Below are 18,749 nucleotides of genomic sequence, written 5' to 3'. Positions count from 1 at the left end.
TTTTGGTTATTCGTGGAAATTCAGACCTGAGGTTGTTGCCTTAACATATCCTGCACGGATGACAAAGTCTCCGAAGTGCTCGCCCTTTTCCCGCTCTTTGGAATAACGGTGAATCATAGGGTCCAAGATATCCAAGATTTCTTTCTCATCTACATTTTCCTTGTAAAGCTTATTCAATCGATCACCCACAAAACCAGCACCCAAATACATATTGTATTTGCCAGGAGATTTACCAATAAATGAAATCTCACCAAGTGCAGGCCTTGCACAGCCGTTCGGACAGCCAGTCATTCGAATGATAATTTCCTCGTCACGCAAACCTGCTTGATCCAAAACAAGCTCAAGCTTATCTACCAGGCTTGGCAAGTAACGTTCTGCTTCAGCCATTGCAAGTCCGCATGTTGGCAGAGCAACGCAAGATAGAGAGCTTCTCCGAAGTGCAGAATGATGAGCTCCATCAGAAAGTCCATGCTGCTCGATCAGCTCCATAACCTTACGCTTCTTCGCTGTCGTCACATTAGCAATGACTACGTTTTGGTTCGGCGTAAGACGGAAATCACCTGTATGAATCTTCGCAATTTCACGAAGACCAGTCATCAATTTATATTCACCAACATCATGGAGACGTCCGCTTTGAACATACAGCGTTAAGTTCCATTTGCCGTTGCTTCCCTTTATCCAACCATAACGATCGCCATTATGATCAAAATGATAGGAGCGAGCTGCCTCAAGGTTAAAGCCCAGACGATTTTGAAGCTCGGCAACAAACCATTCAATACCATGTCGGTCGATTGTATATTTGAAACGAGCGTTCTTACGAACGGAACGGTTGCCGTAATCACGTTGAATCGTAACCGTCTTCTCTGCAACATCAATAATTTTATCTGGTGTACAGAACCCGATCACTCGTCCCAGTTGAGGGTAAGTGGCAGTATCGCCATGAGTCATCCCCATACCGCCGCCAGCTGTAATGTTGAAGCCAACTAGTTTACCGTTCTCAATAATAGCGATAAAACCTAGATCCTGCGAATAAACATCCACATCATTAGAAGGAGGCACTGCCATACCTATTTTAAACTTACGAGGCAAGTAAACTGGGCCATAGATTGGCTCCACTTCTGCATCGTTATCTAGGCTGTCTACTACCTTCTCGCCATCAAGCCAAATCTCATGGTACGCAGGTGTTCTTGGTGCCAGATGATCACTCACCTTACGCGCCCATTCGTAAACCTCGCCGTGAATTTCGGATTGATAAGGATTTGGATTGCTCATTACATTACGGTTAACGTCACCGCAAGCTGCCAGCGTAGTCAAGAGCGTATCGTTGATGCCTTGAATGGTTTGTTTTAAATTCCACTTTAAAATACCGTGCATCTGAAAAGCTTGACGCGTTGTTATACGCAGTGTATCGTTGCCATATTTATGAGCAAGATCATCCAAGACCAGCCATTGCTCAGGTGTAGCAACGCCGCCTGGTGCAACGATACGAAGCATGAATTGGAATGCTGGCTCCAGCTTCTGACGTTCACGCTCGTTGCGTAAATCTCGATCGTCCTGCATATAGCTGCCGTGAAATTTCAGTAATCGGTTGTCATCCTCAGGAAGTCCACCTGTAATCGGGTTGCTTAACGTTTCTACAAGGGCTCCCCGCAAATACCGGCTTTCTTTCTTAATATGCTCGACCTCACTCGGAGGTCCGCCTATCGGCTTAACTAATTGATCATTCGCCATTGTTGCTATCTCCTCTCGAACACAGACAGTCTTTCTCGTTCTCTATTAGTACACGTCACGCTGATAGCGCTGCTGTTGCTGCATATCGGCAAGATACGCCGAAGCTGCATCACGACTCATGCCGCCTTCACGTTCAAGAATGGTAATAAGAGCAGCTTGCACATCATGCGCCATATGCTTCTCGTCACCGCAAACATATACATGTGCGCCTTCTTGAAGCCACTGGAATACTTCTGCACCCTTCTCTAACAAACGTTGTTGAACGTATACCTTCTCGGCCGTATCCCTTGAGAATGCCACATCCATGCGTGTGAGTGAGCCATCCTTAAGCATCCGCTGCCAATCCGTCTGATAAAGGAAGTCGGTAACAAAATGGCGATCGCCGTAGAACAACCACGTTTTTCCTTCGGCACCAAGCTCATCTCTTTCCTCTAAGAATGCACGGAAAGGAGCAACACCTGTACCAGGTCCAATCATAATAACTGGTGTTTCCGAATTCGTTGGAAGTTTGAAGTTAGGGTTATGTTGGATGTATACCGACAATGTATCTCCCGGCTGCACTCTCTCCGCGCAATGTACCGAGCAGACTCCATAACGGTCACGACCATGAGCTTCATAGCGAACGGATCTGATTGTTAAATGTACTTCATCCGGATTAGCTTTGAAGCTGCTTGCAATAGAATAAAGTCTAGCTGGCAATTTACGCAGAACAGAAACAAATTCACGAGCAGAAACTTCCCAAGGCGAATACTGCTGAACGAGGTCTAGAAGATCACGCCCATCCATAAATTTCTTAAGCTCTTGCTCATTTCCAGCAGCTACTAGTTCATGAAGCTCATTATTGGATGAGAGCTTTGCAAATCCTTCCATCAAAGGCTTCGTCAATACGGTGATTTCATAATGATGAATCAGCGCTTCTCGCAAGGAACGTTCTTCACCCTTCTTATTGATTGGAACAAACTCATCAGCATTCCAATTCATTGCTGCAATGAGTGAGTCCACCAATTCAGGGTGATTCTCTGGACAAATGCCCAAGCAATCTCCCGGTTCATATTGCAAATTAGAGCCTTCAAGTGACAACTCGAGATGACGGGTTTCCCGATCTGAGCCGCGTCCGTTCAGATTAATATTCGCTAGTACTTCAGCCTTGAACGGATTTGTACGCGAGTATTCTGATTGTTCTGCAACTGCATTGGCAGAAGAACCAGCGATAACGGAAGCGGAAGCTGCCGGTGCCTGCAAGCGATTATTCAGGGAGCTTATAACTTGCTGGAACCATTCAGCAGCAGGCTCATCATAATCTAGGTCACAATCAACACGCGGAGTAAGACGTTGACCGCCAAGCTCCTCTAGACGTTGATCGAAGTCTTTTCCAGTTTGACAGAAAAATTCATAGGAAGTGTCTCCCAATGACAATACGGAGAACCATAGATTCTCTAATTGAGGCGCACGTTTGCTGTACAAGAATTCATGGAATGATATCGCATTGTCAGGCGGTTCTCCTTCTCCATGCGTACTCGCCAATATCAGCAAATTTTCAATCTTCTTCAAGCTGTTTGGCTTGAAGCTGTTCATTGCTGAGAGCGTTACTTGAAACCCTTGCTCTTCGAGCTTGCGTGATAAGCTTCCTGCCAGTCGCTGGCAATTACCTGTTTGAGAGCCAAAGAGAATCGTAACTTCACGTGAAGCAGCTGGCAGCGCGTTTGTAGTGATCGCTTCTGCTACAACTACTGCTGCGGATGCAGCTTGCTGATCCATACCAATGGGCATAATGGCAGCTGATCTTTGTACAGCGGACAAATACCCGCAAAGCCAAATTTGTTGCGTGTCAGTTAGTGACGGTAGAATACGATTTAATAGTTCAACTTGCTCCTGATTAAAGGGACTGTTCGTTACTTGAAGTTGCAACAAAATCCACCTCTCATAAACATAAAATCTTTTCATTTCATTAGCTTCATTATATTGTTTGTCGAATATCAAACTAACACAATATATGCAAACGATCAATGCAGATATTTCTCCTCATTGTTTCTTTATAAGCCATAATTATGAAAAATACACAATTTCGACTATAATTCGGGGTATTTCACCCTGTTTTACGTAATTTCATTACAAATAATGATGATATCTATTAGAAAAAATGATAGTCCGTTTGTCTCGTTCACTTCGGAAAATGACCAAATTTAATCTATCTCCACCACTCAAATTGACAAAGGAGGTTTATTGGGATAAACTCAATTCCATAAGGTTTATTAGAGTAAACTCTAAGGAGGAAATCAGCAATGGAGCCCTATAAATTATTTGATGCGGAATATAAATTTGCAAGTCTTATATGGGACAATGAGCCCATCAATTCAACTGAGCTAGTGAAACTTTGTTTGGAGAAGCTTGGATGGAAAAAGTCGACGACTTATACGGTATTACGGAAGCTTTGTGAGCGAGGAATATTAAGAAACGAAGATGCAATTGTTTCAGCCATTATCAAAAAGGAAGAAGCACAAAAGTATGAAAGCCAGACGGTAATGGAAAAAGCATTTAACGGCTCATTGCCACAGTTTTTAACCGCGTTTTTGGGGGACAGGAAAATATCTCAAAAGGAGGCTAAAGAATTGAAGCGCATTATTGAGGAGGCAACGAAATGACAAACCTATTCATTACTGTGCTCAATATGAGCATTACAGCAAGCTATGTTGCACTCGCTATTATCGTAATTCGGTTTCTTTTTAGAAAGCTGCCCAAAATCTTCTCATATGTATTATGGTCAGCGGTACTTATTAGGCTTACCTTCCCTTTTAGCTTCAGTTCTGCCTTTAGCTTTCTGCAATTTCTACATCCAAGCGTTCAAGCAAGCAGAGGTGAAATGGCTTATATCCCTTCCAATATCGGTTTCATTCAATACCCTGCTATAGATATTGGATTAAATATTCGTTCATCTCTTCCGCCTGCTACACCGCAATTCAGTGTAAATCCCGTACAAGCCATATTGTCCTTCTCCAGCTTAATCTGGATCATAGGCATACTCGTCTTAATCATTTACAGCGGTGTCTCCTATCTAAACGTAATAAATAAAGTAAAAACAGCTACTCTTGTGAAAAATAATGTTTTTGAAACAGATCATATTGCTTCACCATTCGTATGCGGGCTAATAAAGCCTAAAATATATATCCCTACAGGGATAAGCCAACATGAGCTTGCTTATATTTTGGAGCATGAGCAAACACATATCAGAAGACTGGATTACCTTATAAAACCTATTGCCTTCCTTCTTCTTATCATTCATTGGTTTAATCCGATCATGTGGCTTACCTTTGTTCTAATGAGCAAGGATATGGAGATGTCTTGTGATGAGCATGTCGTCAAAAAAATGGGCAGCCATATCAAAAGAAGTTATTCCCATTCCCTTCTATCACTTTCCGTTAATGAAAGGGGCTTACTGCGGGGAAGTCCGCTTGCCTTCGGCGAGAGCAGTATTAAATCACGAATTAAAAATATATTGTCCTATAAGAAGCCAACTTTCCTTGTAATTTCGGTAACAACCGTTGTTACTTTCGCTCTAATTGTGGGATTTTCTGCTAATCCAAAAATCAATCCATTAGCAGATATACAGTCTCTTTCCACTTATGATACGAAGGTTTTAATGGCAAATAAAACACAGTATGTCGGCGATAACAGTAAAGTTGTTGCCCTCATTGACACCCTTCCTTGGGATAAAGCATTGGTTCGCCAATCAGTTGAGCTGCAAACTGCTAAATCACCTTATGAAATAACTATAAATTTCAAAGGAATGAATCCTTCACTGATCCAAACTGATCCCTTAAATGGGAACATCTCTTTTAAGCATGCTGCACTGCTCTTTAGCCTTATCGATAACGTGGATCAAATTAATTATATGCAATCCGATATCAATACAATAGGAGATCAAATATACGCCGGGATTAGTTATACAAGGAAAGAAATCGAGGAAAGCATCGGAGGCGATGCTCGTGGGTTCGCGGTTAGCGAGAAATCGCTTAAAGATCTGATTAATCGATTAAACAATATGCATCCTGTCGTTAAATAAATGAGCTCATTTCACCTTATTAGGCATTTGACCCGGATTAAATAGATCAGGTACAAATACCCAATCATAGACGAACACCTCCGCATAAAATACATTGTACTCAACAAGTAAGGAGGTGCAATGAAAATGTCAGGATACGTTGGTGGAGCTTTTAATAACACTGGTATCATTCTGGTTCTTTTCATCCTATTGGTAATTATCGCATGTAGTTGTGGAATTTTTGGCGGCGGCTACGGTAAAGGCTACTAATATAGCGTTAGAGACGTAACCTCCATGCGTTCAGACAGCTAGAATCCCATCAAATATGATTCCTTCAAAAGACCCAGTAATGGGTCTTTTGCGTTTTCTATAAAAAGTGTTTTTGCCCGTATGGGGTATCTATTAAGGTCAAATGTCTTAAAAATTCTCGTTTACAATAAGTCAAATTTATTATAAAATTCTCTTTAAAGAACATAATAGTTCTCTATAAGGGATTGGCAGGGGGTGTTGATGTCATGTCCAAATATAAAAAAATAATATGTCTAGCTCTTTTCATTAGCGTAGTAATGCTCCCGACTTCTGCTTTTGCTTCATCAAAAGATTCTGATTCTGAAAATAAAAAAGGTTTTTTTACTAGCATCGCTTCATTTTTTTCAAGCATCACAAAAGGCAGCCAAGCGAATGATTCTAAAAATAACAACGGCAATAATAACAGCAACAGTAATAGCAATAACGGAAACCACAATAATAACAACAATGGTAATAATAACAGTAACAACAACGGCAATAATAATCACAACAACAACAACAACAACAACAACAACAACAACAACAACAACAACAACAACAACAACAACAACAATCATTCGGACAAAAAGGATTGGTTTGATTGGATCAAAGATTTATGCAACAAAAAAGATAAACCTGATAAACCATGGGATGATTCTTGTTTTGATTCCAAGGATCTCTGGAAAAACTTCTATTCTTACTGATATTAAAATACGAAAACCGCTGGAAATTCCAGCGGTTTTCGTATTTCTAATAGCACTTAAACGACACTTCCTTCGCTTTCTTTTCCGAAAGTACCTTGTTTTACTTTTTTCACATCAAACATTTTCACTGATGAATCTATAATATATTCCGGTTTCTTCTCGTCTTTTTTATTACGATGGCCTGCAATATGCACAGGATCCTTTTCCCAGTTTTTCCATGCGGTTTCTGATTCCCATCGAATCATAACCACTATTTCTTCGGATTCCTTCGCTCTTCTATTCACCATAACGGTAATATCAATGAGGCCTTCTTTACCATCTACATAGCCTTCCTTGCTGAATCTCTCTACAACCTGCTCCGCGTTACCCTTTTCAACAACTATCGTTCTCATTTGAATGAACAAGACGTTGCCTCCTATACAGGTTATTGTTTTAATTCAACTATATCGATAACGATTCTCATTGTCAAATGATTTAGAACTCTATTTCAACCTCAACGATCACAAATATGAAGTAATTATATTCTAATTGAAATAAAATTTACCATTATGTATAATTGAAATTAATAAAATTGAAAGTGAGTGATTCTCATGCAAAAATGCACATCCCATTTATCCATTATTAAGGTACGGAAGGGATAATAGAGTGAAATCTCTTCCGTAATACATTTATTTTACGGAGGGAAATACAAATGTCTTTTAGTTACTATGGTGAACTTTGCACAGAGGTCTATGACCTCACCAAAAAAGTAGGCGATTCTTTCGGCGGAGATTTAGAATACTATCGTGATAGACTATTGTCATGTAAAGGACCTATATTGGAAGCAATGGTTGGCTCTGGACGCATTATCATTCCTCTATTGGAAGCCGGTCTAGACGTAGATGGAGTCGATTACTCCGAGCATATGCTTCAATCATGTCGTCAGCGCTTAAAGGAAAGAGGATTAGAAGCCGCTTTATTTCAATCAAATTTGCAGGAGCTGGCCCTTCCACGGAAATATGAAGCCATTATTATTCCTGGCGGATCTTTTTTGCTAATAGAAACGCGTCAGCAATCGCTTCAGGCATTAAGAAGATTATATGATCATCTCCAACCTGGCGGCCGTCTAATTCTAGATATTTTCCTACCTGATACTAATTTCGAGGTTGGAAAATATGTCGGAGCCTCAACATACCATCTTCCTAACGGAGATATAATCACGATGGAGAGTAAACTTGCAGAGGCTGATCTATATCAACAATATAAGGTTTCCTATTTGAAATACGAGAAATGGCGAAATGGTGCGCTTATTGGGACCGAATTACAGCATTTTGCTCTTCGTTGGTACGGCATCGAAGAATTCAAGCTCATTTTAGAAAGCATTGGTTTTTCAGATATTATGCTATCCGCTGATTTTGAATATGGTGTCGCTCCTAATAACGGAAACCAAAAATATATATATGAGGCCTATAAAAAATAATATGATCTTAAAAAAGAACTGCTAGAAGTCTTCTCTTCTAGCAGTTCTTTTTCATAAATGATTTTACGTACGCTCCAACTTCTATAAGTTGGTTATGTCCTGCTTGGATGCTAAACTTATTCTCTAATTATCATTAACTTGCCTTGGTTGTATTAGTATTGATCATGTTATTTTCCGGCACTCTCTTTTATGTGAAGCAAGAAGGTCTTACTGTAATTGATGCATTGTACTTTTGCGTGACTACACTTAGTACGGTAGGGAATTCAAGCTTTGAACCTCAGACGACTATGGGAAAAGTATTTACAATGGCATATATTATAGTGGGTACTGGGCTGTTTCTAGGTATGATCGGACATATCGCTTACTCATTAATTAAAGAACCAGAGGACAAAGAAAAAAAATAATATCAATAAAGATAAAAAAACACCCCCGTCGGGGTGTTTTATTTTTCTATAGCCAACCATTGTTTCACTTTATTCTCCATCTCTTTATGTAAATCGCTTATATTCCCTGTATCTTGCTGTGCCATTTCCAAGAATTTTTTAGGGAACATTTTTTTCAATGAAGATTGATAGAGCGTCCCATCCTTAGCTTCCGTGTACTCAGTCACCGAATATCCATCTGACTTTTTCTGCAGGCGAATGACAGCAGGCAATGAATGCCCTGCTTGATTTTCTAAACCCGTTGACTTAATAAAGCCACCAAAATAGGAATACATATAGACCGTAATCCTATCATTCGATTTTCCTGTACCATATATTTTATGGACTTCGAATAGCTTTTCTTTGTCCGTATATATGGAAGAGTATTTTTGAATTATATAATTTGAAATTTCTTCATTCATTTTTTCAGAAATAAGCTGATCACCGTCATTGAGCTTTATTCCATTATCATTTGCAATTAACATAACTACGGCTAATAATAAGAATATGTTGTATAATCTCATTTTAGTTTTCATCATTCGTGGAATCCCTCTCGCTCTCATGTCCTTTATTTCAATTCAAAATATTGCATGTTGCCCCATACTAACCATTCTGTTTCAATTGTATGAATGTCTTCAGCACCCTCATAGAGAACTTTATCTATGTTCTGTCCCGTTTCCGGATTGAAATGATGGAAAACCGTTCCTTCCATTCCACTCATCGTGGTCACCCAATCATAATGTTTATCGTTCTGTTCTGGCAGCCAACTCCCATTCTCCGATATTATAATAAGCAGGTTTCTTTTTTTATCAATCGTATATAGTCTTCGATCAGTTCCGCTGTTTGTTAGACTTATACGAGCCGGAGTAGTGTTAGTCAAGTCTATTGATGCCGTCGCAATCTGTAAAAGCTGAGTTTTACCTGATTTAACATACAATAATTGATAGCTCGAATTTGCTTTTTTCGGATCCGTCGCTGTACTTCGATCCAATTCATACTCATGCAGGAGAACAACATCATCCTCATTATCGAGCCAGCCTGCAATTTCAATATACCGGTTAGATTTGTTGTCCTTACTCTTTCCTCCCTGTAACGTTCGAATCCATTCACCATCTCGTCCATAGAAACGAATTCGTTTCGGCGCTATAATATATGCTTCGCCGTCATCATTAATAATATGATCTTCGTTTTTCTCTATCGTATCTTGGTTCGCCACATACTGACTATTTGGGCTCCATTGGAATGCAGGATATTGTTCAAACCCTTCACCAAAGCTAATTTTCGATAATGAACGTCCTGTTTTATCATGCAAACGATATTCTTTTTTTGAATAATCACTATACCAAAATCTTTCACCATCAGGTGATTTGGCAATCACAAAGAAAGGCCATGGGTGATCAAATTTCTCTTGTGAGCGGTTGATTTCTCCTTTGACTAGATCAATTGACCATAATTGTCCGCTCTCGTAACTATTCAACACCAAGGTATCCTTTGAACTGTTCAACCAACCCGGAGCAAAATATTCAGTTGTCTTTGCATTGGGGATTTCAGGAATCAGGATCGTCGTTTCACCACTCATAATATTCAATTTCTCGACCCGATAATAATATCCATCCGTACGCTTAGCATCATTCACAACGGATACGTATAACAGATGTGCATCATCAATAAATCCGTATGCAATCGCAATCGAATCCGCTCCATAACTATCTTTAACCTGTGCATTGTATAATGGAAAAGCGTGAAATTCAGCTGTTTTTGGATTTACTATAACAGCGTCCCTCCTCAAGATTATCTGGGGATCACCCGTATACGTACGAATAATATGAACAGCATATGAAGTTCCATCAATGGAAGGAGAAAGCAATGTTTGGGATACATGGAGTCCCTCGATTTCACTGCTCGACACGAAGAACCCATCATTCGTTTTTTTCACGTTCAATTTCAACGTTTCTAAACCTGATTCTGTTCCTGTGCTGTTTCCGGTTGTCATCCCGCATCCCTCACACTCCGTCCGCACAAACTGATCACCCTGCCATGTAAAAAGAGTATCCATATCTTTTCCTTTTTCCATGTCGTAATATCTATTTCTGAAAGAAGTATGGCCTGCTTTCTCAAAAAGGATGGAGTAATCGCTATTAGCAGAAAATAAGTTCTTATGAATAACATTTATTCCATCAGGCAAAAGCGAGTATAAATTATAAACAAATCCATTCGATGTAAAATATTGACCAATTGAAAAATCCATGTATCCGTCATTATTGTAGTCCTCGAAAGAAATATCAAAATCTCGGTCTTGAGAGAAAAGCAGAGTTCCGCCTCCGAATGTCGGATTTAAGTCCAACGTATGAACAAGACTTCCATCATGCGCAACCAGTTCAAGTCGAAAGGTACCTTCCCAGTTTTTCCCCATGTTAGGTCCAGGTTCTGATTCTTCTTTTAACTCGCCTGCTACCAGTCGAACGTAGAGGTTTTCCATAACTCCGTTCCTATCATAGTCAATCTCAGCTTCAGCAATAATTTTTGTGTCATCTATCGTTGTCGTTGATCGCGGAGTGGACTCTTGATTGTTCGAGCATGCCAGGATCAAAAACAGTAAAATAAAACAAACTGCAAGCTGCATCTTTTTCAACATACGACCACCTATTTCCACTATTTGCTATATAGACTGTTTCAAATTAGAAAAGGTTTCAGCAAGAGAGATGTAGTTGCACATTTTACCTAAACTCTTTTTGTTGGTTATGCTTTTCCATAAAAACGAGACTCAGATGATCATTGATTTGTTTTGTCTTAAATACCTGATAGCCCATTTTCTCATAAACATGAAGATTCTTTTCACTTTTATCTCCCGTAAACAGCTCATACTTCAAACAGGAATTGAAAAAAAGCTCAATCTCCAGCATTAATTTTTTACCTATCCCCCTATTCTGATAATCAGGATGAACGATTAATTTTCCGATATAACAAACCCCTTTTTCTAATCGTCCTCTGACAGAGCCAACAAGAATCCCCCCAATCATAGCTTTGAAAAAAACATGCTCTTTAAACTGATCTTTAACATCCCCCAAAGTCTGAACAAGCGGCTCAATAAAAAAATCATTATATATTTCAGCTTCGCTCTGATATGACAGTTGTTGAATGGTAAGTATCTCCTCTGCTTCATCTACAGTCGCTCTCTGAATCGTCATATTCATTTCACATCATCCTTCTCCTTCTATTTTTAGGGCTTGGGTTGTATTAAGTCTTAATAATCATTACAAATCAAAAAATACCATAATATGAATATTCTTTGTTGCAAATCTGTTTAAAAAGGAGGGTGTGATCGCGAACGAATGCCCTACTCCGCGTTAACAACCGAATTTGATTTTGAAAAACATATAAGTAAATGCTTATATATTACTTTTCTTATGCTTTAAAAGAAGCTATAATGATTCTTGAAGTATTTATTAAACAACTCAATTAGTATTACAATATATAGTTATTTTTACATAAAAAGGAGGAATTTAAAATGCTAGAATCTACAGATTCTCTAGCAGAAATTATGAAGCTGCTTTCAGATAAGACTCGCCTTACTATTCTTTCTTTATTAAATGAAAAAGAAATGTGTGTTTGCGATATTGTTACTCGTCTAGAAATGACACAGCCCAATGTAAGCCAGCATTTAAGAAAATTAAAAATAGGCGGTCTTGTCAAAGAGACACGACGCGCCCAGTGGACCTTTTATTCTTTAAATACAGATGATAAACCTTATCTTCATGGTATATTAGCTATACTCCCTTCCACTAAACAGAAGGCTTTCTAACAATGACTTTGCTTTTCATTACCGTTCACGGGACCATTTAATTATTTAAGACTTAATTGCCATGAAACACCATATCTATCTTGAACCCAGCCAAACTTTTCTGAATGAGGATATGCTGCTAATGGCATTAAGACTGCACCATCCTCAGACAATCTGTCATAAGCATTATTTATCTCAACTTCTGTATCGCAAGTTACAAAAAGTGATATAGCTGGAGTAAAAGTAAAGCCATGCTTAACGTAACTATCTATACACATGAATACTTGTCCATGTAGAGAAAAAAGTGCTTGTATAACCGTACCTTCGACACCTGCTTCGTTAGATCCATAACGTTTAATACTAATAATTTCTGACTGGTCAAATATAGAAGTATAGAAATTCATTGCCTCTTCGGCCTTGCCTTCGAACATTAAAAAAGTAGTAATTTTTTGATTCGTATTGCCCATGTAAATTCAACTCCTCATTTTTTTATCAATTTCCATATTTTTAATACTACTTTGACTTCAATCGATAATCAATTTCAATTTAAATAGATCCCCATTACGTTTAAAAAGGAGATATTCAACCCCCCATCTAGAAGAAAAAAGAGGACCTCAAAATATCAGGTCCTCTTTAATCAACTATTTACTTATATACTGAGCCTATTGTTGGCCTTTACCGAAATTTTCATTTCCGGATTTACCGCTTTTGCCTTGGTTGCCAATTGGGCTGTTGTTACCTTGATTTCCTGAATTCGGTCCACCATTGTTTTGGTTGCCGGTTTGACCACCGCCTTTACCTTGGTTGCCAGAATTAGCTCCGCCTTTACCTTGGTTACCGATTTGGCCACCGCCATTACCTTGGTTGCCGATTTGACCGCCACCTTTGCCTTGGTTGCCGATTTGACCGCCACCCTTGCCTTGGTTGCCGATTTGGCCGCCACCCTTGCCTTGGTTGCCAATTTGGCCGCCGCCCTTACCTTCGTTGCCGATTTGGCCGCCGCCCTTACCTTGGTTGCCGATTTGGCCACCGCCAATACCGCCGCCTTTACCGCCGCCTGCACCGCCACCAGCTCCGCCGCCTGCACCGCCACCAGTTCCGCCGCCTGCGCCGCCACCAGTTCCGCCGCCTGCGCCGCCACCAGTTCCGCCGCCTGCGCCGCCACCAGTTCCGCCGCCTGCGCCGCCACCAGCTCCGCCGCCTGCGCCGCCACCAGCTCCGCCGCCTGCACCGCCACCAGCTCCGCCACCAGCTCCGCCGCCTGCACCGCCACCAGCTCCGCCGCCTGCGCCGCCACCAGTTCCGCCGCCTGCGCCGCCACCAGCTCCGCCGCCTGCGCCGTTACCAGCTCCGCCGCCTGCGCCGTTACCAGCTCCGCCACTCTTCGCATTACCTTTCCACTTCTTCGCTTGGCTACGTGCTTTATTCCCTGCTTTTAACGTCGAATATGACGTAGAAATGGAATTAAGCGTAACTGCGTCCACAGAACCCGTTACTGGTAACGAGTGTGTCTTTTGATAATATTTCACTCCGCGAACCGTTTGGGCGTTATAGCGACCATCTATTGGGCCAGAGTAACTACCTAACGATTTCAGCATTCCTTGGATCACGTAAACATCTGGTCCTTTTGCTCCCTTACCAACAGCCAGCCCTGTTTGAGGCATACTGGTCATCAGCATTAACGCAAGCAGCGCTAAGCCTATGTACTTTGCAGCAAACCAGACCTTCTTTTTGCTTTTTTCATTCTTATCAGTTGCCCCATTGTTCTCTTGCATGCAAATTACACCTTCCTATATGTTCATTTTTTTAATTACCCGTTTACTATCCCACATTTTTAATTTTCAATACTTTTTTTTCAAGGATTCATATTCTGCTATATATTTTCGAATCAAGATTTCGTTTAAAAACCATGATGAAATAGGAGGTTGATTCAATAACGGGGAATATATTGGTACAGTTCATATCAGATGATGAGGGTGTAAACAGATGATTGTAGTAACAGGTAAAATATTCTTAGCATTGCAAGTCTGTTCATTTCGTACTATCATTAATTAGATAGGTATCCTACTTATTTTTCAATACTCCTCCAAATCTGAGTATCTACATCACGAAAATACATCACAAAGGATGATTCCATTGATTATTATTCATGCAAACCTTCAAGTTAAACCTGAACAAGAACAAGCATTTTTAAAAGAAATAAAAACGTTGCTTCATGAATCAAGAGCAGAAGCTGGAAATATCAGCTATGATCTCTTGAAAAATACGGAGCAAGCATTTCATTACACTATGGTTGAGCTTTGGAAAGACATGGAGGCTACTGCATTGCATAATTCAAGCGCACATTTTACAGCTTTTATTCAGAAGGCACCAACATTTATGGCCGCTCCTATGGAGCTTAAAGTATTTACCGGAGAAGCAGTCAATCGTTAATCGCTCTTATGTCTTAAATAAAAAAAAGCAGGTTTTCAAGCGTTTTAAGCTTAGGAAACCTGCTTTTTCACTATTTTACGGATTTCAAACTCATGCTCTTTTAATTTTTCGTCCCTTTATATTTACCAGTATTCATTATATTAATTTGTATTTTAACTTTTTCAAGAGATTTATTATCTAAAAGGAATGGTTGGGTAGCTAACAATCGATGAAACTCCTTAGGCGACGAACGGTAGAGTGATTGAGATAGATGAAAAGGATCAAGCTTTAGCTTAATTGCTTTATGAAAAGTGTCCGTAATTTCTTTTCGAATCATTTCAGCTGCTTGAGTTTTCAGTTTTTCCATCGAGACGTCCTCCAACAGCTCCATTATATAACCCTTTGCTTCTACTTTAAGAGAAAATCGTGTCTCTCCATTTCCTTTAAAAGATTGAACTGTCATCTTAGGCGTGGAAAACAATATAACAGCAACAGGCTTTCCTTCAACTGCAACTTCTAGAGGGATACGCTTCAAGCGCTTTTCTGACCATCTCACTCCAGTCAGATCTTTCTCTGACATCCAACCAATCATTTTACTATCACTAAAATAATAAGCTCCCGATAAATAAAACATAGGTTTGCTTGTTGTGTCTTCTGTCCAGTTATTCGCATCAATATCAATCGAAGGAATAATTCCGGGAGCGCCGGGTTCATTCAAATTCGCAATAACACGATTGCCTGTAATGGGTAAGATAGTCGATGCGGATGAACTCATCTGATTATCTGTGAACAAGACTGTTTCAAGCGGCGGTAAATTCAAAAGCGATTTTTGCGTCAATATTTCGGTTAGATTTTTTTTCGTACCATAGAAAAAAATATTGTAACGTACTTCCCTATATCGGTTAATTGCATTATATACATCAACTACGCCTTTCTTTAGAACATTTTCCGTCATAACAATAACTTTTACATGTCCCCAGAATAAGCGAAGTTGAGATGTTCTACTGATGTCAGTCAACGCTAAGGCAAGTGTATCCCCCACGCCCTTCCCGACCCAAACGGGGATGGGCTTGCCAAGATTAGATTGTTCATTATGCGAGATATTCGAAAAATTAAGGATTTGAGCATAAGCGTTCCATTTCCCGTCTTTGAAATCAACTCCGATGGCAGTCGCATAAGCCATGTTCTGAATTTCCGGTAAGCTCGTGCAACCGTTTAATAGTAAGATACTGCACAGAAGCACGCTCATCGTCCGGATAAAATTCATTCCTTATCCTCCTTTATCTTGTCGGTGTCAATCGTGTTCAGAACTGCTGGTCTCTTCGTTATCATAGCCCAAGGCAATCTCAGAAATGAAATAATCACTTCCTTGAGATTGAGCGGTGAGAAAGGTGCTAAATAGGCAACCCCGAACGATTTGAGATTTCCCATATATGCAATTAGCAGCACCATCCCTAAGATGACACCATACAGACCAAGAATTGCGGATAGAAAAAAGAAGAATAAACGTAAAATGCTAACCTGAGTACTTAGCGTCTGATTCACAAGTGTCACTCCTGAAACAGCGGTAATAGCACCCACTACAACGACAGAAGGAGAAACTAAGCCCGCTCGAATCGCAGCATCTCCAATGATCAACCCGCCTATTGACGTTAATGTTTGTCCAATTGCGTTAGGAAGCCTCACGCCTGCTTCTCTAAATATCTCGAGCAACATTAATAACAGAAACATCTCCATATGTGATGAAAGCGGCAATCCTAGCCTAGTAACAGATATAGTCGCCATCATCTGGAACGGGATTTGATCTTGATGAAAGGACATAAGCGCTACCCAAACAGCAGGAAGAAATATAGAGAGAATTAAACTTATTCCTCTAATGATTCTTGCAAACGAAACGTAAGCATAGTTAAAATGTGCATCCTCAGGTGATTTCAAAACTAAGGTCAATCCTGCTGGAGCTATTAGTACCATTGGCAGACCGTCTACAATGATCACAACCCTACCTGTTAACAAGTTTTGAACGGCATAATCCGGTCTACCTGTAAAATCCATAATCGGCAATAATTTAAATTTCGAATCAGTCATTAATTCCTCAAGTTGACTAATGCTTAATATTCCATCAACATCAATTTTGCTCAAACGACTACGAATATCATCCAAAATGGAAGGATTAACGATGTCATAAAAATATAGTATACCGATGCGTGTCCTCGTTCTTCTTCCAAGCGTTATGTTGTCTACATGAAGAGAAGTACTCCGAAGGCGCTTTCGGATTAAGGCAATATTTACAGTAATATCTTCAATGAAACCGTCCCTTGGCCCTTTTACAGAAATTTCTGTACTGGATTCATATGGCTGTCTTATTGGTTTATCAGAAATACTCACATAAGCCGCTTTATTTTCTCTCGTGAAAAAAAGCAAAAGATTCCCATTAAAAATGGTTTCAGTTAAATCATCTTGTGACACCTCTAAAAACTCTGTAATAGATAGAGATTTCGACAAATGTAAAACGGGATCGAGAAATGATCCTTCTTTTATAAATAAACGATTCAACTCCGGCAAGATAAACTTTCCGATATCGGCTGAGAGGCTCAATCCTTCTGCATAAGCCATCACAACTAATGGCATTTCTTCCTCTCCGAAATAGCAAGCCTGAATATGAACATCAGAAGAACCAGAGAAAAGCTCCTTTAGCCGTTCCTCATCCCAGTTTTCAGTTTTTGATTCTGATTGTCCATTCATGTATTTTCCTCCCGGGGAGCAGATCCTACAAACAGGGCGACTATCATCCAAAGGAATGAAAGAGATAACAAAACAGCTAGAGAAATCGGCATGTAATAGTGATCCATCCACAAATAAAATGTATATTCATTCACTGGGAACAACGACAGAACAATATAAGTGATCATTATCACAGCAATAGCCCATTTACGACTGCTCGGGTTTCGAAATGGGAGCAATTCAACGAACAAAAAGACGGACAAGCTTATCCGGATGCAAGCGCCAGACAGCCATTGAAAAATAGATAAAAAATCCAAGTGCTCAATAAATTCACCTACTTTCACCAATCTCCATTGTTCGTATGGGGAAGTCGTTTGGTGAGCTGCTTCTAGAGGTCCAAATTCCGTGATCGCACCGATAATGGGACCTAAGGAAATAATGATGGAGAAAACGCCATACAGGAGCAACTGCCATACTCGAATCTTTTCCTTTAAATGATGCTGAATTAAGATTAGAGCCACTAATTCCACAAAACCAGCTCCTGAATAAACCATTCCATCCAAGACGGGTCCCCATCCATGCTCCAGCACAGGTCTTAAGAGCGCATAATCCTTCATAGGCGAATTAAAGGCACCGACAAATATACCTAAAACAACGACAATAGGAAGCAAAACACCAGAAACAATAGCGATGACTCGAATCCCCCACATAGAAATAGCTGTGCAAAATAACACTAGTGATATCACAAGTAAAATTTTTGGAGTTGAAGGTAAATAATTCGTAATATGCCAGGTAGCTGTATGGATGACGGTCATTCCGCCAATTAAATACATTTGAATGCATATAGGTATAACGAGAAGCCATGATACAAACGGAGATGCTTTTTGAGAAAGCCACACCTTCCACTCTTGATAGCCAGACCGGTTCATCAGCCAAACCAGAAGCAGAATCCAAACAAGGAAAAACACACCTGTCACTAAAACGGTGATCCACGAATCCCTTTTCGATGCAGACAAAATCATAGGATTTACTATAATATGACTGGCAAGGCCATTCATCAAAGCAAACATCATAAATACCTGTACGAAGGTAATTTTATTGCTCGAATTATTCAATTCCATCCACATCCACATCTTTAGCTTTCATGAGTCGCTCGATTATTTTGGTACTATTTTCATTTTTTTATTCTAAA

At 40.0% G+C, this 18,749-nt stretch carries 19 protein-coding genes; 8 read left to right on the top strand and 11 right to left on the bottom strand.

Annotated elements, in window-relative coordinates; all coding sequences use genetic code 11:
• Positions 1 to 6: 6 nt before the first annotated feature.
• Positions 7 to 1,731 carry an assimilatory sulfite reductase (NADPH) hemoprotein subunit gene (cysI, locus tag AC0YOD_RS09215; protein WP_475798970.1) on the bottom strand — a complete coding sequence of 575 codons (1,725 nt, stop codon included), beginning with the start codon at positions 1,729 to 1,731 and terminating at the stop codon, positions 7 to 9.
• A gap of 45 nt (positions 1,732 to 1,776) precedes the next feature.
• Positions 1,777 to 3,639, bottom strand: coding sequence for an assimilatory sulfite reductase (NADPH) flavoprotein subunit (locus AC0YOD_RS09210; RefSeq protein ID WP_475798969.1), 1,863 nt, complete (start codon positions 3,637 to 3,639; stop codon positions 1,777 to 1,779).
• Positions 3,640 to 4,013: 374 nt separating this feature from the next.
• On the opposite strand from AC0YOD_RS09210, the gene AC0YOD_RS09205 reads away from it, so the two are divergent.
• The 4 genes from AC0YOD_RS09205 (at position 4,014) to AC0YOD_RS09190 (ending at position 6,762) form a co-directional block, all read left to right on the top strand.
• A complete protein-coding gene (locus AC0YOD_RS09205; protein ID WP_475798968.1) occupies positions 4,014 to 4,373 on the top strand; it encodes a BlaI/MecI/CopY family transcriptional regulator in 360 nt (119 codons plus the stop codon).
• Positions 4,370 to 5,791 (top strand): M56 family metallopeptidase, encoded by a 1,422-nt coding sequence (locus tag AC0YOD_RS09200; protein ID WP_475798967.1) that lies wholly within the window; start codon positions 4,370 to 4,372, stop codon positions 5,789 to 5,791. The genes AC0YOD_RS09205 and AC0YOD_RS09200 overlap by 4 nt, the downstream gene beginning before the upstream one ends.
• 126 nt (positions 5,792 to 5,917) lie before the next feature.
• Positions 5,918 to 6,040, top strand: coding sequence for a YjcZ family sporulation protein (locus AC0YOD_RS09195; protein WP_475798966.1), 123 nt, complete (start codon positions 5,918 to 5,920; stop codon positions 6,038 to 6,040).
• 245 nt (positions 6,041 to 6,285) lie between these two features.
• Positions 6,286 to 6,762, top strand: a complete 477-nt coding sequence (locus AC0YOD_RS09190; protein ID WP_475798965.1) for a hypothetical protein — start codon at positions 6,286 to 6,288, stop codon at positions 6,760 to 6,762.
• 56 nt (positions 6,763 to 6,818) lie between these two features.
• On the opposite strand, the gene AC0YOD_RS09185 is transcribed toward AC0YOD_RS09190, so the two are convergent.
• The gene (locus tag AC0YOD_RS09185; protein ID WP_475798964.1) at positions 6,819 to 7,166 is read right to left on the bottom strand and encodes an antibiotic biosynthesis monooxygenase; all 348 of its coding nucleotides are present in this window, start codon (positions 7,164 to 7,166) and stop codon (positions 6,819 to 6,821) included.
• A 287-nt stretch (positions 7,167 to 7,453) separates the two neighbouring features.
• Here AC0YOD_RS09185 and AC0YOD_RS09180 point away from each other — a divergent pair, with 287 nt between their 5' ends.
• Both AC0YOD_RS09180 and AC0YOD_RS09175 read left to right on the top strand, forming a co-directional pair.
• The gene (locus tag AC0YOD_RS09180) at positions 7,454 to 8,221 is read left to right on the top strand and encodes a class I SAM-dependent methyltransferase (protein WP_475798963.1); all 768 of its coding nucleotides are present in this window, start codon (positions 7,454 to 7,456) and stop codon (positions 8,219 to 8,221) included.
• A 164-nt stretch (positions 8,222 to 8,385) separates the two neighbouring features.
• On the top strand, positions 8,386 to 8,625 hold the full coding sequence (locus tag AC0YOD_RS09175) for a potassium channel family protein (RefSeq protein ID WP_475799333.1): 240 nt from the start codon (positions 8,386 to 8,388) through the stop codon (positions 8,623 to 8,625).
• A gap of 38 nt (positions 8,626 to 8,663) precedes the next feature.
• On the opposite strand, the gene AC0YOD_RS09170 is transcribed toward AC0YOD_RS09175, so the two are convergent.
• The 3 genes from AC0YOD_RS09170 to AC0YOD_RS09160 form a co-directional block, all read right to left on the bottom strand.
• Positions 8,664 to 9,182 carry a hypothetical protein gene (locus AC0YOD_RS09170; protein ID WP_475798962.1) on the bottom strand — a complete coding sequence of 173 codons (519 nt, stop codon included), beginning with the start codon at positions 9,180 to 9,182 and terminating at the stop codon, positions 8,664 to 8,666.
• A gap of 29 nt (positions 9,183 to 9,211) precedes the next feature.
• Positions 9,212 to 11,275, bottom strand: coding sequence for a TolB-like translocation protein (locus tag AC0YOD_RS09165; protein WP_475798961.1), 2,064 nt, complete (start codon positions 11,273 to 11,275; stop codon positions 9,212 to 9,214).
• Positions 11,276 to 11,360: 85 nt separating this feature from the next.
• Positions 11,361 to 11,837 carry a GNAT family N-acetyltransferase gene (locus AC0YOD_RS09160; protein WP_475798960.1) on the bottom strand — a complete coding sequence of 159 codons (477 nt, stop codon included), beginning with the start codon at positions 11,835 to 11,837 and terminating at the stop codon, positions 11,361 to 11,363.
• Between the two features lie 314 nt (positions 11,838 to 12,151).
• Here AC0YOD_RS09160 and AC0YOD_RS09155 point away from each other — a divergent pair, with 314 nt between their 5' ends.
• On the top strand, positions 12,152 to 12,445 hold the full coding sequence (locus tag AC0YOD_RS09155) for an ArsR/SmtB family transcription factor (protein WP_475798959.1): 294 nt from the start codon (positions 12,152 to 12,154) through the stop codon (positions 12,443 to 12,445).
• 41 nt (positions 12,446 to 12,486) lie between these two features.
• On the opposite strand, the gene AC0YOD_RS09150 is transcribed toward AC0YOD_RS09155, so the two are convergent.
• On the bottom strand, positions 12,487 to 12,891 hold the full coding sequence (locus tag AC0YOD_RS09150) for a VOC family protein (RefSeq protein WP_475798958.1): 405 nt from the start codon (positions 12,889 to 12,891) through the stop codon (positions 12,487 to 12,489).
• Positions 12,892 to 13,086: 195 nt separating this feature from the next.
• Entirely contained in the window at positions 13,087 to 14,199 is a 1,113-nt protein-coding gene (locus AC0YOD_RS09145; RefSeq protein ID WP_475798957.1) for a peptidoglycan-binding domain-containing protein, read from the bottom strand.
• 361 nt (positions 14,200 to 14,560) lie between these two features.
• On the opposite strand from AC0YOD_RS09145, the gene AC0YOD_RS09140 reads away from it, so the two are divergent.
• Positions 14,561 to 14,857: a putative quinol monooxygenase gene (locus AC0YOD_RS09140; protein ID WP_475798956.1), complete on the top strand. Its 297-nt coding sequence runs from the start codon at positions 14,561 to 14,563 to the stop codon at positions 14,855 to 14,857.
• A 100-nt stretch (positions 14,858 to 14,957) separates the two neighbouring features.
• On the opposite strand, the gene AC0YOD_RS09135 is transcribed toward AC0YOD_RS09140, so the two are convergent.
• The 3 genes from AC0YOD_RS09135 to AC0YOD_RS09125 are packed head-to-tail and all read right to left on the bottom strand — an operon-like array spanning position 14,958 to position 18,678.
• On the bottom strand, positions 14,958 to 16,085 hold the full coding sequence (locus tag AC0YOD_RS09135) for a Ger(x)C family spore germination protein (RefSeq protein WP_475798955.1): 1,128 nt from the start codon (positions 16,083 to 16,085) through the stop codon (positions 14,958 to 14,960).
• Between the two features lie 14 nt (positions 16,086 to 16,099).
• A complete protein-coding gene (locus AC0YOD_RS09130; protein WP_475798954.1) occupies positions 16,100 to 17,578 on the bottom strand; it encodes a spore germination protein in 1,479 nt (492 codons plus the stop codon).
• Entirely contained in the window at positions 17,575 to 18,678 is a 1,104-nt protein-coding gene (locus AC0YOD_RS09125) for an endospore germination permease (RefSeq protein ID WP_475798953.1), read from the bottom strand. The genes AC0YOD_RS09130 and AC0YOD_RS09125 overlap by 4 nt, the downstream gene beginning before the upstream one ends.
• Positions 18,679 to 18,749: the final 71 nt, after the last annotated feature.

Source organism: Paenibacillus sp. J31P13, from assembly GCF_056269295.1.
Note: the sequence above shows the minus strand (reverse complement) of the source record. Positions and strands in the feature narration are given on the sequence as shown.